12 protein-coding genes are annotated in these 13646 nt (G+C 73.1%); 8 read left to right on the top strand and 4 right to left on the bottom strand.

The window, feature by feature from the left end; all coding sequences use genetic code 11:
* Positions 1-91 precede the first annotated feature (91 nt).
* Complete coding sequence (locus tag AQJ64_RS38235) at positions 92-592, bottom strand: hypothetical protein (RefSeq protein ID WP_055637054.1); 501 nt, start codon at positions 590-592, stop codon at positions 92-94.
* Positions 593-817: 225 nt separating this feature from the next.
* Between AQJ64_RS38235 and AQJ64_RS38230 the strand changes: the two genes are divergently transcribed.
* The 7 genes from AQJ64_RS38230 (at position 818) to AQJ64_RS38200 (ending at position 9592) form a co-directional block, all read left to right on the top strand.
* A complete protein-coding gene (locus tag AQJ64_RS38230) occupies positions 818-2842 on the top strand; it encodes a SpoIIE family protein phosphatase (protein WP_240512850.1) in 2025 nt (674 codons plus the stop codon).
* A 44-nt stretch (positions 2843-2886) separates the two neighbouring features.
* The gene (locus tag AQJ64_RS38225) at positions 2887-3387 is read left to right on the top strand and encodes a GNAT family N-acetyltransferase (RefSeq protein WP_055637052.1); all 501 of its coding nucleotides are present in this window, start codon (positions 2887-2889) and stop codon (positions 3385-3387) included.
* 126 nt (positions 3388-3513) lie between these two features.
* Positions 3514-4155 (top strand): hypothetical protein, encoded by a 642-nt coding sequence (locus tag AQJ64_RS38220; protein WP_055637051.1) that lies wholly within the window; start codon positions 3514-3516, stop codon positions 4153-4155.
* 113 nt (positions 4156-4268) lie between these two features.
* Complete coding sequence (locus tag AQJ64_RS38215) at positions 4269-4520, top strand: ferredoxin (protein ID WP_055637050.1); 252 nt, start codon at positions 4269-4271, stop codon at positions 4518-4520.
* Positions 4517-5908 (top strand): NAD(P)/FAD-dependent oxidoreductase, encoded by a 1392-nt coding sequence (locus AQJ64_RS38210; RefSeq protein ID WP_059203377.1) that lies wholly within the window; start codon positions 4517-4519, stop codon positions 5906-5908. The genes AQJ64_RS38215 and AQJ64_RS38210 overlap by 4 nt, the downstream gene beginning before the upstream one ends.
* 32 nt (positions 5909-5940) lie before the next feature.
* On the top strand, positions 5941-7176 hold the full coding sequence (locus AQJ64_RS38205; RefSeq protein WP_055637846.1) for a cytochrome P450: 1236 nt from the start codon (positions 5941-5943) through the stop codon (positions 7174-7176).
* A gap of 250 nt (positions 7177-7426) precedes the next feature.
* Positions 7427-9592 carry a TerD family protein gene (locus AQJ64_RS38200; protein ID WP_055637845.1) on the top strand — a complete coding sequence of 722 codons (2166 nt, stop codon included), beginning with the start codon at positions 7427-7429 and terminating at the stop codon, positions 9590-9592.
* A gap of 134 nt (positions 9593-9726) precedes the next feature.
* On the opposite strand, the gene AQJ64_RS38195 is transcribed toward AQJ64_RS38200, so the two are convergent.
* The 3 genes from AQJ64_RS38195 to AQJ64_RS38185 form a co-directional block, all read right to left on the bottom strand.
* Positions 9727-10737, bottom strand: a complete 1011-nt coding sequence (locus tag AQJ64_RS38195; protein ID WP_420876577.1) for a chitinase — start codon at positions 10735-10737, stop codon at positions 9727-9729.
* A gap of 179 nt (positions 10738-10916) precedes the next feature.
* The gene (locus tag AQJ64_RS38190) at positions 10917-12251 is read right to left on the bottom strand and encodes a cytochrome P450 (protein WP_059203376.1); all 1335 of its coding nucleotides are present in this window, start codon (positions 12249-12251) and stop codon (positions 10917-10919) included.
* A gap of 139 nt (positions 12252-12390) precedes the next feature.
* On the bottom strand, positions 12391-13152 hold the full coding sequence (locus AQJ64_RS38185) for an NAD(P)/FAD-dependent oxidoreductase (RefSeq protein WP_240512975.1): 762 nt from the start codon (positions 13150-13152) through the stop codon (positions 12391-12393).
* On the opposite strand from AQJ64_RS38185, the gene AQJ64_RS38180 reads away from it, so the two are divergent.
* Positions 13152-13643, top strand: coding sequence for a TetR family transcriptional regulator C-terminal domain-containing protein (locus AQJ64_RS38180; RefSeq protein WP_240512974.1), 492 nt, complete (start codon positions 13152-13154; stop codon positions 13641-13643). The two genes, AQJ64_RS38185 and AQJ64_RS38180, sit on opposite strands and share 1 nt — an antisense overlap.
* Positions 13644-13646 lie beyond the last annotated feature (3 nt).

The following is a 13646-nucleotide window of genomic DNA, read 5'->3' as shown; positions in this document are numbered from 1 at the left end:
TCACCGCAGGGAGGGAGACGCCGATAGGGTCGAACGGCCCCCGGCTGGTCCCGGGCCCGGGGCCCGAAGGTCCCGGACCGGGACCCGGCCGTCACCGTCGGCCCGGCGCCACGCGCAGGCCGGTGCGGGTCGCGCCCGCCGGCCAGAGCACCTCGACCTCGACGCCGCGGGCACGGGCGTAGGCCACCAGATGCGCGGTGGCGTCCCTGCCGTTGGAGGGCGAGCCGTCCCACACGGCCACCAGGCGCCGGCAGCCCGCGATGATCTCCTCGTCGGCGCCGACGCACGCGTCGCGGTCGCCGGGGTCGTACGTCAGCAGCCGTACCTCCCGGGCGAGCAGCAGCAGCTCCCCCGTCGGCACCCGGTCCCGCTCGGGCAGCAGCGCGGGCACCATGCCGCTGGTGGGGATCACCACGACCAGGTCGCGCCCCGCCACCCGCAGCGCCCGGGCGAAGGCCACCGGGGCGCCGCCACCGGCGCGCACCACTCCCGGGTCGCCGCCGGGCTCCCCCTCCAGCCGAGCCACCAGTTCGGCCTCGATCAGCCCAAGGCTTTCCGAGGTCACGTCGGCGTGGCCCACCACCGCGATCATCCACCGCTCCTTCCGTTCGGTCCTCGCGCTCAGTGAAGTCAGGGCCGCGCAGGCGCGGCTAGGGTCGAACGGCCCTGACCCGGAGCACTCCGCACACCGCCGCCCGGCGCCGGGCGGCGCTGCCGCCGGACACGGCGGTCGCCGCGGTTCCGGATATGGTGTTTTCGTATGAAATGTTGCCCAGGGTGAGGTCGTACGGTGGATACTCCCCGGAGAACGGGCCAGGTGCCGGAACGGCCCTTGGAGGCGGTCGGGTACGCGGGTGTGCTGCGCGAGCTGCTGCCGATCGCGCTGTGGCGGGAGGACGCGGACGGCCGGATCGTGGAGTGGTCGCTCGCGGCCCAGGATCTGCTCGGGTACCGGGCCGAGGACGTGCTCGACCGGCCCGCGTCGGCGCTGCTGGTGCCCGAGGGCAACCGTGCGCTGGCCGATGAGCTGACGTACCGCGTGCACAGCGGGGAGACGGTCGTCGGGACCCTGTCCGTGCGGCATCGCGGCGGGCATCAGGTCACGATGGAGATGTGGATCGTCCCGGCCGCCGGTCCGGACGGGCGGGCCGGGGCGATGCTGATCGCCGTGGAGACCTCCCAGGTCCTGCGGATGCGGGACTCGCTGGCGGCGCTGGAGAGTCTGTTCAGCCAGTCGCCGATCGGGCTGGCCACGCTCGGCACCGATCTGCGCTTCCTGCGCGTCAACGACGCGCTCGCCCGGATGAACGGGGTCTCGGCCGCCGAGCACGTGGGCAAGCGGCTGACGGAGGTCGTGCCCGGGGTCAACGCGCTGGCCCTGGAGTCGACGATGCAGGAGGTGCTGGACCGGGGCACGGCCGTGGTCGACGTCCGCCGCAGCGGACGCACCTCCGCCGACCCCCACCGGGAGCGGACCTGGTCGTGCTCCTACGCCCCGCTGCTCGACGGCGCGGGCCGCACGCTGGGGCTGATCGCGTCCCTCATCGACATCACCGAGAGCCAGCAGGCCGAGCGCGACGCGGAACGCGCCCGGCGCCGCTTCGCGCTGCTGGCGGAGGCCGGCACCAGGGTCGGCACCACCCTGGACCTGCAGCAGACGTCCGAGGAGATCGTCCGGATGCTGGTGCCGCAGCTCGCGGACTCCGCCGACGTACAGCTCCTGGAGGAGGTGATGGCACCCGACGAGCCCACCGACGCCGTGCACGGGGTGGTCCGGCGCATGGCCGCCCTGTTCGCCGACCCCGCCGCGCCGCGGGCGAAGCTGCGCCCGGGTCTGACGTCCCGGCTGGAGCAGGGCTCCCTGTACGAGCGGGTCATCACCGAGGGGCGCCCCACCAACCTGTACCGGTCGGACGTCCGGGCCCTGGTGACCGACCCCCGCGCCGACGAACTGCGCGCCTACCTGATGAGTCTGGGCTCCGCGCGGCTCGTCCCGCTGGTGGCCCGGGGCAAGGCGCTGGGCGCGATCGTGGTGACCCGGCTGCGCAGCCGTGAGCCCTTCGACGAGCAGGACTGCGTGCTCATCGACGAACTGGCCGCACGGGCCGCCCTGAACATCGACAACGCGCTCATGTACACCCGCCAGCGGGCGGCGGCCCTGACCCTGCAACGCAGCCTGACGAACAGCGCGCTGCCGGACGTGCCCGGACTCGATCTCACCGGACGGTACCTGCCCGCCAGTGAGCACGACGTCGGCGGCGACTGGTACGACGTGATCGCACTGCCGGACAACCGCACCGGGCTGGTCATCGGCGATGTGATGGGCCACGGCATCCATGCGGCGGCCGTGATGGGCCAGCTCCGCGCGGCGGTGCGGTCGCTCGCCCGGCACGGCATCCGTCCGGCCCGGATGCTCCGCTCGCTGGACGCCGTGGTGGCCGACATGGGCGAGGACCAGATGGCGACCTGCGTGTACGCCGTGCACGATCCGGCGACCGGCGGCTGTCTGATCGCCCGGGCCGGGCATCCGCCGCCGGCCGTGGTGACCCCGGGCGGCGCGATCACCTTCCTGGACGGGTCCCCGGGCACCCCGCTGGGCACCGGTGGGCGGCGGTTCGCGACCGAGGAGGTCCCGCTGCCGCCCGGCAGCCTGCTGGTGCTGTACACCGACGGGCTGATCGAGGCCCGCGGCAGCGACCTCGACCAGGGCCTGGACCGCCTCGCCCGGGCCCTGCGGCGCCCCGCGCCGTCGCTCGCCGCGCTCTGCGACGGCGTCCTCGAACAGATGCTGCCGCACCCCGCCCAGGACGACGTCGCGGTGCTCATGGCCCGCCCCCAGTGACCGGGGGTCCCCTCGGTCCTGGGACGGCGTGTGATGCTGGCGGCATGACTGATCAGCACGAGGTCGCCATCGTCCGCCGGGCGGGCCAGGACCTTTCTCCCGACGACGGACTCTCCGGGCTGCTGGCGGCCTACCACCTGCGGACCCAGGACGAGAAGGGCGAGGGCGTCGAGCGGGTGGAGGAGCTGCCGGAGCGCTATCGCGAGGAGGTGCGGGACCCGCGGGGCGCGTTCGGGAAGGACGTGGTGCTGCTCGCGGTGAGCGGGGGCACCGCCGTGGGCTGTCTGGTGGTGACCGGGCCCGTGGCCGGGCGGTGCGAGGTGAAGCGGCTGTGGACGCAGCCGGCCCTGCGGGGCCGCGGTGTCGCGTCCGCGCTGATCGGAGCCGCACTGGCCCAGGCCGGGGAGAGCGGCGTGAGCGCGGTGCGGTTGTCGGTGTGGCAGTGGCGGACGGGGGCGATCGCGCTGTACGAGCGGCTCGGATTCACCGTCGTGGAGTCGTGGGACGGGCGGGAGCGGCTGGTGTGCATGGAGCGCGCCCTCTGAGGGTCCCCGGCCCGTTCGGTGACCTGTACGGCCCAGCGCTCGCTCCCTCCCGGGTGGTCCCGGTGGCGGGACTGCACGGATCACGGGTGTCTGGACCCAAGAGGTGTGCAGAGAGAGCGGGAGACCATGGAGCGCAAGCGCGAGCGCCTCGGGACGCCCCGGGCCGCCGGGATCGCCGGTGTCGTCTTCGCGATCCTGCTGGGCGTGGCGATCGTCCTGTTGCGGACCGCCCTGCCCGGCGGGGCCGACGGGCATCACATCACGGTCGACGCGGCGCAGCGCAAGACCGTGCAGACGGCGCTGGGGCTGCTGCCGTACGCCGGGATCGCGTTCCTGTGGTTCATGGGGGCCCTGCGCGAGCAGGCCGGGGAAGCGGAGGACCGGTTCGTGTCCACGGTGTTCCTCGGCAGCGGCCTGGTCTTCGTCGCCACCTTGTTCGGGTGCGCCGCGGCGGCGGTGACCGTGCTGGACGAGAACCAGCAGGACGCCCCCTTCGGCCGCCACTTCGCGTACACCCTGCTGACCACGTACGCGATGCGGATGGCGGCGGTGTTCATCCTCACGACCTCGACCATCGGCCGCCGGCTCGGCGTCCTGCCGCGCCCGCTGGTGCTCCTCGGGTTCGCCGCGGGTCTGACGCTGCTGCTGGTGGGGGCGAGTCTGCCCTGGTCGGAGCTGGTCTTCCCGGCCTGGGCGCTGATCATCGGTCTGGACATCCTGCGGGGCCGGCGCGCCTCGGCTGCGGGGCGGCGGACCACCTCGGCATGAGCGGGCCGGACGCCGGCCTCACCCGAACGGGCCGCTCCTCGTCGCCGCCCGCCCGGTGACGCCCGACGCTGGTCGCAGGGGGCTCGACAGGGCCGTAGGAGAGGACCGATCCCGTGCCGAGGATTGCCGTCGATCTGAACCGCTGTCAGGGATACGCGCAGTGCGCGTTCCTCGCCCCCGAGGTCTTCGCCCTGCACGGCGACGAGGCGCTGCTGTACGACCCGGAGCCGGACGAGGGTCAGCGGGAGAAGCTGGCGCAGGCGGCCGCGGCCTGCCCGGTGCAGGCCGTGCTCGTCGACGCGGTGGACTCCGTGGACTCCGTGGACTCCGTGGCCGCAGCGGCCGGGGCGGTGTCCGACCGGTGAGCGGTGACGGGTCCCTGGAACGGTTCCGGCGCGAGGGTCGGGTCGTCGTGGTCGGCGCCTCGCTGGCGGGTCTGCGGGCCGCGGAGACCCTGCGCGAGAAGGGGTTCGCGGGCTCCCTCACGATGATCGGGGACGAGCCCCACGAGCCGTACGACCGGCCTCCGCTGTCCAAGACGGTGCTGCTCGGCCGGGCGGCCGCCGAGCGGACCGCGCTGCCCCGGCTGAAGGAGGTCGACGCGACCTGGCGGCTGGGCGTCGCCGCGACCGGGCTGGACATGGCGGGCCGACGGGTGCGGCTGACCGACGGCGACGAGGTGCCGTACGACCGGCTGCTGATCGCCACCGGTGTGCGGGCGCGGCCGTGGCCGCGCGAGGCGGAGGCGGAGCTGGACGGTGTGTTCGTGCTGCGGACCCGGGACGACGGCGCGGCGCTCGCGCGGCGGCTGGCGGCGGGGCCGAAGCGGGTGCTGGTCGTCGGGGCCGGGTTCACCGGCTCGGAGATCGCCGCCGCGTGCCGGGAACGCGGTCTGGCCGTCACGGTGGCCGAGCGCGGGGCCTCGCCCCTGGTCGGCGCGCTCGGCGGGGTGGTGGGCGCGGTCGCCGCCGACCTCCAGCGCCGGCACGGTGTGGATCTGCGGTGCGGGGTGATGGTGACCGCGCTGGAGGGCGACGCCGCGGGACGGGTGCGGGCCGCGCGGCTGTCCGACGGCTCCACCGTGGAGACGGACGTGGTGGTCGTCTCGCTGGGCGCCACCCGCAACACCGAGTGGCTGGCCGGGTCCGGACTCGGGGCCGGGCCCCGCGGTATCGCCTGTGACGCCGGCTGCCGTGCCTTCGACATCCGCGGGATCGTCACCGACGACGTGTTCGCGGCGGGCGACGTCGCCCGGTGCCCGCACCCGCTGTTCGGCTACCAGTTCCTGTCGCTGGAGCACTGGGGGAACGCCGTCTCCCAGGCACGGGTGGCGGCGCACAACATGCTGAGCGAGAGCACCGACCGGATCCCCCACCTGGAGGTGCCGGCCTTCTGGTCCTCGCAGTTCGGGGTGAACATCAAGTCGGTCGGGGTGCCGTCGCTGGGGACGGAGATCCTGATCGCCCAGGGCTCGCTGGAGGAGCGCCGGTTCGTCGGCGTGTACGGCTACCAGGGGCGGATCATCGGCGCGGTCTCCTTCGACCAGGCCCGCTGGCTGCCGTTCTACCAGGAGCTGATCGAGACGACCGCGCCGTTCCCGCCGGAGTTCGCCACGGTCGACCGGCGCGCGGAGGGCCGGCGGCCGCTCGACGCGGACTTCCCCGACCCGTCGGTGCCGACCCACGGCCCCACCGTGACCCTCAGCGGGTACTCGCCGGCCGACCGCCGGATGACGTTCACCCCCGCGCACTGACCCGCCACGGCCACGAGCCACGAGGACCCGCCATGACGCCATCGCCGCTGCACCAGATCCTGGACTACGCCAACCGCGCCGACCCGTACCCGATCTACGAGGAGCTGCGCAGGACACCGGTCCATCACGAGGGTGACGGGCCGTACGTCGTCAGCACCTACCACGAGATCCTCGGTCTGCTGCACGATCCCCGGGTCAGCTCCGACTCCCGGACCGTGGCGCGCACCCCGCACGATCCGCTGGCCGAGCCGGACCAGCAGGAGAGCGCGCTGCCGCCGAGCTTCCTGCGGCTCGACCCGCCGGAGCACGACCGGCTGCGCCGGATGACGAACCGTCCGTTCGGACCGCCGCACTCCCCGCACCGGGTCGACGGGATGCGCGGCGAACTGCGGGACATCGTCACCGGTCTCATCGACGGCATCGGCGATCCGGACCGCTTCGACCTGGTGGACCAGTTCTCGTACCCCTTCCCGGTGACGGTGATCTGCCGGCTGCTCGGGATTCCCCGCGAGGACGAGGCGCGGTTCCACACCTGGGCGGACGCCATCGCCGCGAGCCTGGACCCCGACCCGGACGCGGATCCCGCCGAGCGCGGCAAGGGCGCGCACGACGCGCGGATGCAGTTGGGCATGTATCTGGCCGGGCTGATCGAGGAGCGCCGCAGGAACCCCGGTGACGACATGCTCTCCGCGCTGGCCACGGCCCAGGGCGAGGACGGCTCGATGACCACGATGGAGCTGCTCAGCACCGCCGCGCTGCTGCTGATCGCGGGCCACGAGACCACTGTCAACCTGGTCACCAACGGCATGCTGACCCTGCTGCGCAACCCCGGCTCACTGCAACGGCTGCGGGCCGACCACCGGCTGGCCGTGCCGATCGTCGAGGAGCTGCTGCGCTTCGAGCCGCCGGTGCAGCTGGTGCCGCAGCGCGTCACGCTCGCCGATGTCGAGGTCCGGGGCGTCACCATCCCCAAGGGCTCCTCCCTGTGGCTGGTGCTGGCGTCCGGCAACCGGGACCCGCGGCGCTTCGAGAACCCGGACCGCTTCGACCCGGACCGCCGGGACATCCAGCACCTCGGCCTCGGCAGCGGCATCCACAGCTGCTTCGGCGCGCCCCTGGCCCGGCTGGAGGCCCAGTTCGCCCTGTCGGAGCTGGCCCGGCGGCTGGAGAACCCGCGGCTGCTGGAGGACCCGCCGCCGTACCGCCGGAACGCCGTGCTGCGCGGGCCCCGGCATCTGCGGATCGCGTGCGACGGGATCCGGGCCTAGGCATCGGCTGCCCGGGCCCGGTCCCGCTCCGCCTCCCGCCAGCGCGGCACCTGGCTCGCCTCGGTCAGCTCCTTGAGCTCGGAGGGGACCTCGGCCTTCGGGAGCCGTGGCGTCATGGTGTTCTCCTCGGTGTGAGCCGGTTCGGCCGTTCGGCATGAAGACACCGGCGGAGGACGGGATGTGACAGGGGTGGTTGAGGGGCCCGATAACCCGCATGCCCGCAGGGGTGTGGTTCTGCGATCATGCCGGGATGTTCCGGTCGCTCGAACACCTGGTCATCCGTCACACGTACCGCCTCCCCGCCCCCGTCGGCCCCGCCGGTGAAGGAGGCGGCGCGGCACGGCAGTTGGACGCCGCTCTGATGTCGGTGGGCTTCAAGCTCTCGGCGGACCTGCTCGGGCATCTGTCGGGGCTGTCCGAGAAGACGGTCGCCGAGACCGCCGTACGGACGCTTCGGACCGTCCGTGAGCTGGTCGGCGACCATGTCCGGCACAACGTCTACTTCGTCGACTTCCCGGCCAACGTGCCGGACACGTACGACTTCTGGACCCGCTGCATCAACGAGGCGCTCGCCGACGACGCGTCCCGCGCGAGCACGCTCGCCCAGCTGAGCACGGGCGTGGTCGACCTCCTCACCCTGCCGTCGTACGGCACCTTTCAGCACTCCTACGAGGAGATGCTCGCCGCGCACGAGGAGCTGATCGCCGCCGCGGGCGACCGTCTGACGGTCCTGCACCTGGGCGGCGCTCCGCAGGACGAGGTCACCGCGCTGTATCTGGCCCTCGCGGGCAGCGTGACCCCGCTGGGCGAGGACGGCCTGCGCGACCTCGGAGTGCTCGCGGAGCACTGCGCCGGCGGCCCCCAGCCCGAGGCGATCCCCGTCCGGGAGAACCGCGCCGTCGTCAACCTCGCCCGTCTGCGCGTCGGCGCGGACCTGCTGCTGGACACGGTCACCGATGTGCTGCGGCTGGCCTGCGCGCTGTCGGGCGGTGATGCGACCCTCGTGGAGCCGACCCGGTTCCGGTCGCCGTCCCGGGCGGTGCGGCGGGCCCTGCTCGCCGGTCTCGACCAGGTCGTGGCCGCGGCCCCCGCCAAGCTGGCCGACGTCACCGCGCACCGCGAGGCGTTCAAGCGTCTCGGCGAGCGGCTGCATCCGCACGAGTACCCGCACTGGCCGCACGCCGCCGAGGTGTTCGCGGTGGCCCGGGGCGAGCGGGAGGCCCCTTCCCTCGACCGCCGCGTGGAAGAGCTGCTGGACGCGGACGACGTCGGCGCGGCGGCTCAGTTGCTGACGGCCGCCCCGGGCCGGCTGTTCCGCTCGCTGGACCGTCTGCTGCGCCTGTGCCGTACCCAGGACGAGCGCGACGCCGTCGTGGCCGCTGCCGAGCGGGTCGCCCCGAAGGTCTCCGGGCGGGTGCTGCTGTCGGTCCGCGAGCACTTCCACAACCGGGCCGAAGAGCCCGCCGAGAGCCGGGTGTTCGTCAACCGCATGGGCCGCGGCTGGGTCACGGCCGACACCCGGCCGCCGGTGGGGGCGGCGCAGCGCGAGCGGCTGATCGAGGTCCTGGACGCGCAGACGCGCCACCGCCTTCCGCGGCCGGGGCACCTGCTGGTCGACCCCGACGTCCTCGACGTGGCGCTGCCGCTCAGCGGCAAGGCGACCGCGGCCGGGCTCGGCGTACTGCCGCGCGGCTCGCTCTCCCGGGTGGACGGGGAGCTGTTGCGGTTCTTCGTGTACTGGAAGCAGACGAGCCGAACCACCGACTTCGACCTGTCCGCACTGCTCCTGGACGCCTCGTACGAGAGCCTCGGCTGGCTGTCGTACACCGAGCTCACGCAGGTCGAGGGCGCCCACTCGGGAGACGTCACCGACGCGCCGGACGGTGCCTCGGAGTTCATCGATCTACGGCTGGGGGCGGCGCGCGGGGACTTCATCGTCCCGCAGGTCAACATCTTCTCGGGAGAGGGGTTCGAGGAGGTCGAGGAGTCGTTCTTCGGCTTCATGCTGCGGGACGCCGAGCAGCGGGGGCGGCCCTTCGAGGCGCGGACCGTGCGGATGAAGTCGGAGCTGCGGGGCCCGGGCCGGGTCGCTCTGCCGCTGGTGTTCCTGCGCGGCCCCGGCGGCGACTGGCGGGCGAAGTGGCTGCACCTGCATCTGCGGGGCAGGGTGGCCTTCAACCGTGTCGAGGAGAACCGGGTCTCGGTCGCGACGCTGGTGCGTGCGGTCGTCGAGCGGGAGCAGCTCACGGTCCGGCACCTCGTCGGCCTCATGGGCGCCGGGACCACCACGGTGTGGGACGGCGGGACGGTCCCGGACGGGCCGGTCACGTACGTCGGTCTGGAGCGGCCCGAGGGGCTGCACCCGGATTCGGTGGTCGTCACGCGGGAAAACCTGCGCGACCTGATCCCGCGCTGACTGCTACCGTTGCCTTCGGGCGAGGCCATGAACGGGCTTCCTTCTCCTCACTCTCACTGATCCAGTCCGTTCGCTTTCCTCCCCTCTCGACCTCACGCCGGGGTGCCGCAGGGCACCCCGGCGTCGTCATGTCGTCAGTGGTGCGGGTGGTGCGGGGCGGTGAGCGCCTCGAAGGTGTGGCTGAAGTACCAGGTGTCCTGGGCGATGCCGGAGCAGGAGTCGGAGCCGCCGGTGCCGACGCAGCCGCCGTTGTCGCGCTGGAGCGCCCAGAAGGAGAGGGTGTTGATGCCCTTGGCGGCGGCCCACTTCCCCACCGTGACGGCGTCCTCGGTGGTGAAGGTCTCCTCGGGGCCGTAGTCGTCGATGCCGGGCATCTCGATGACGCCGATCATGTTCCAGAGCCTGGTGGAGCTCTTCTTCGGGTAGAGCGCGGCCAGTTGGTCGTGGAGTCCGGCGGCGGCCGTCGCGGTGTCGGCGGCCATGTCGTGGGGGGCGCCGTCGTAGTAGTCGAAGGTCATGAGGTTGACGACGTCCACGCGTGCGCCGTTGTCGACGGCGTTGCGGAGCACGGCCAGGCCGTTGGCCTGGAGTCCGGTGGTGGAGGTCGGCAGGGTGTAGGAGAACTGGACGCTGTGGCCGGTCCGCTCCGCCCAGCGCTCGACCTTGGCGATCGCCTTGTTGCGGCGGTCGATTCCGGCGGCGTTGTCGATGGAGTCGCCTTCGATGTCGAGGTCGATGCGGGTGATGCCGTAGGTGGTGACGAGGCTCTTGAAGACGGCGGCGATGGCGTCGACGTCGGTGCAGCTGTCGGCGAGTTCGGTGCCCGTGGTGTCCGCGGACCAGCCGCCGAAGGACGGGACGGCGTTGCCACCGCGGGCCTGCATCTGCGCGATGTCACGGCCGAAGGTGTCCTTCGAGATCGGCCGGCCGGTCTCACCGTCCCAGTACGCGGTGCAGGAGCCGGGCACGGCCGTCTGGAGGAAGGCCAGGGTGAGGTACTTGTTGCCGGAGGCGGCGGCGAGCTCGGCCGGGCTCTGTCCGGTCCAGGTCTCGAAGTACGGCGCCACCACCTGGGCCGGCATGGGCTTCGCGGCGGCCGGCGGCGTGTCCGGCGCGGCGAGTGCGGCCCCTCCCCCGAGGGCCATGAGTCCGACGGACAGAGAGGTCGCGCTCAGACAGGACAGCAACGTACGCACAGAACCAGGTCGTCTCACTGACGCTCCCGTGGTGAAGGGACGTGACGGGGCCACGGAGGCACGGGGCCCGCGGGGTGAACAGCGACCATATTTGGACTAGACCATTTAACTGTCAAGGTTCTTTACAGTTATCTGACCTCAGCGGGCCGGAGGGTGGCGACGGAGGGGCCCTCCGGGCGGACCGTGATGCCGTAGGACGTCCTGGTGGGGGTGCGGTGGAAGGTCACGGTGTGGGCGGGGAGGAGGTGTTCGAGGAGAACCGTGGATTCGCGGAGTGCGAACTGCACGCCGAGGCAGGCCCGGGGGCCGATGCCGAAGGGGAGGTAGGCGCCCGGGTGGGTGGGACGGCCTTCCGCGGTGCTGAAGCGGCGGGGGTCGAAGCGCTCCGGGTCCGGCCAGAGTCCGGGGTCGCGGTGGGTGAGGTACGGGCAGACCAGGAGGTCGGTGCCCGCCTCGACCGTGCAGCCCGCGAGGACGTCGTCCTCGGCGGCGTGGCGCGGCAGGATCCAGGCGGACGGGTACAGCCGGAGCGTCTCGTGCACCAGTGCCTGGAGCGCCCGGCGGCGCTGCGCGGAGCCCTCGGCGCCGGCGGCGAGGGCCTCCGCACGGGCGGCGGGATTCCGGTCGAGGAGGAGGTGGAGCCAGGTGAGGGTGGTGGCGGTGGTCTCGTGCCCGGCGACGAGGAGCGTGACCAGTTCGTCACGGATCAGCCGATCGGTGTACTCGGGGCGCTCGGTGGCGGCGTCCAGCAGCACCTGGAGCAGGCCGGGGCCGTCGGGGCCCGCCGCCCCCTCGCGGGCCGCCTCGACGGCACGCCGGGCGACCGCGTCGATCCGCGCGAGGTCGGCGGCCACCGCCTCCCGCGCGTCGGTGGCGTCGGCGGGCAGCGTCGGCAGGGCGGCCGCCACGGCCGCGACCGCGGTCAGCTCACGCTCGGTCTCCTCGTCGACGGCGTACCCGGTGAGGGAGCGCCAGATGGCGTCCAGGGCGAACCGGCGCATCTCCCGCCCGACGTCGAAGGTCTCCCCGGTCCGGGCGTACGCGCTCCAGCGGGCCGCCGTGGTCCGGGCGGCCCCGTCGATCCGCCGTTCGTAGCGGCGCATCCCGGTCCCGGTGAACTGGGACTGAAGCAACCGGCGTTGCCGCTTCCAGGCCTCACCGGTGGCGGAGAGGACACCGTCACCGACCAGCAGCCGGGCCCGGTGCGAGCGCTTGACGTACCGGTCCGGCCGCCGGGCGAGCACCTGCTGCACCGCGTGCGGGTCGGTGACGAGCACTGTGAGGCCCGGCCCGAGCCGCACCCCGGCGACACCGCCGACCTCTTCGCGCAGCCGAGTGAGCAGGTCGACCAGTTCGCCGCCCGCCGCGCGCCAGCGCGCCACGAGCCCCGGATCGGCCTCCGGTACCGGCTGCCCCGTCCCGGGAACGCACGACGGAGGGCTGAGGCTTGCTTCGCTGTCCACGTTCCTTCTCCTGGTCGGCCGTTGCCGTGGCGCTCGGACCGGAGCACCGGCACCACGGACTGTACGGGAGAAGGCACACCTGGTGACAGCCCGGTGACAGTCCGTCAGGGGCGTACCGGGGAGGTGTCCGACGGGGGTCCTACGCGACGTCGTACGCCTCGGGGTCGAACCGCGCGAGCCTGCGGCGCAGCCGGCCCGTCGACCAGGGCCAGCTGAAGCTGTTGAGGCCGTTGGCGTCGAGGTAGTAGCTCGAACAGCCGCCCGCGTTGTACACGGTGGCGGGCAGGGCCTGCTGGACCTCCGCACCGAAGGCGGCCTGCACCTCGGGGCGCACGTCCATGCTGGTCCAGCCCGCCGAGCGGAAATGCCGTACCGCTCCCGTCAGATAGGCGAGTTGGGCCTCGAGGATGGTGTACGCGGAGGAGTGGCCGGTCCCGAGATGCGGGCCGAGCAGGATGAACGCGTTGGGGAATCCGGTGACCGTGGTGCCCAGGTAGGCCTCGGGGCTGCCCTTCCAGTGGTCGTCGAGGCTCACGCCGTCGGCGTCGAACACGCGCCCGGCGATCGGCATGTCGAGGATGTGGAAGCCGGTGCCGAGGATGATGGTGTCCACGTCCGCCGTACTGCCGTCCGCGCCGGTCACGCCGCTGCCGTCGACGGCGCCGACCGCGGTGGAGTGGACGGTGACGTTGGGCCGGGTCAGGGCCGGATAGTAGGTGTTCGACAGCAACAGGCGTTTGCAGCCGAGGGTGTGGTCGGGCGTCAGGGCTCGCCGCAGCCGCGGGTCCTTGACGGCGGCCCGGAGGTGGAGTGCGCCCACCTTCTGCACCGCGCGCAGGAGGGAAGAGTGGCGGAACCCGATGCCGAGGGCCTCCAGAGCGGCGTACTCCGCCCCCCGCAATGCCTGTTGGGCCCCCGGAAAGTGCCGCAGCAGCCGGCGCTCGGCGGCCGGCACTCCGCAGCAAGGGCCATCTGTGCCTGGCCGTCCTCGACGACATCCGGGCCGAGCAGCTCGCGCTGCTCACGGAGTCCGTGCTGCGCGACCCGGGGGCCGAGGACCGGCTGGCGGCCTTCGCCGCCTGGAGCGAGGCCCATGTCGGCGCCGAGACCTGGACCGTGCTGGAGGTCGAGTTCCTCACCGGCGTACGGCACGACGAGGAACTCCGGCGAGAGATCACCGCCCGGGTCACCGCGATCCGCGAGGCGCTGGCCCTGCTGATCGAGGCGCTGGCCCAGGAACTGGGCACCACACCGGCGATGCCGCCCGAGCAGGCCGCGATGACGCTGCTCAGCCTGGGCATCGGCCTCGGTCTTCAGCGCGTGGCCGACCCGTCCGTCCCGACGGCCGTCCTCACCGACACCCTGCGGCTGGTACTGCGGCTGGACCGGTAGGTC

This window comes from Streptomyces griseoruber (genome assembly GCF_001514205.1).
Lineage (GTDB): Bacteria > Actinomycetota > Actinomycetes > Streptomycetales > Streptomycetaceae > Streptomyces > Streptomyces griseoruber.
This window is presented reverse-complemented; position numbering and strand designations above follow the sequence as displayed.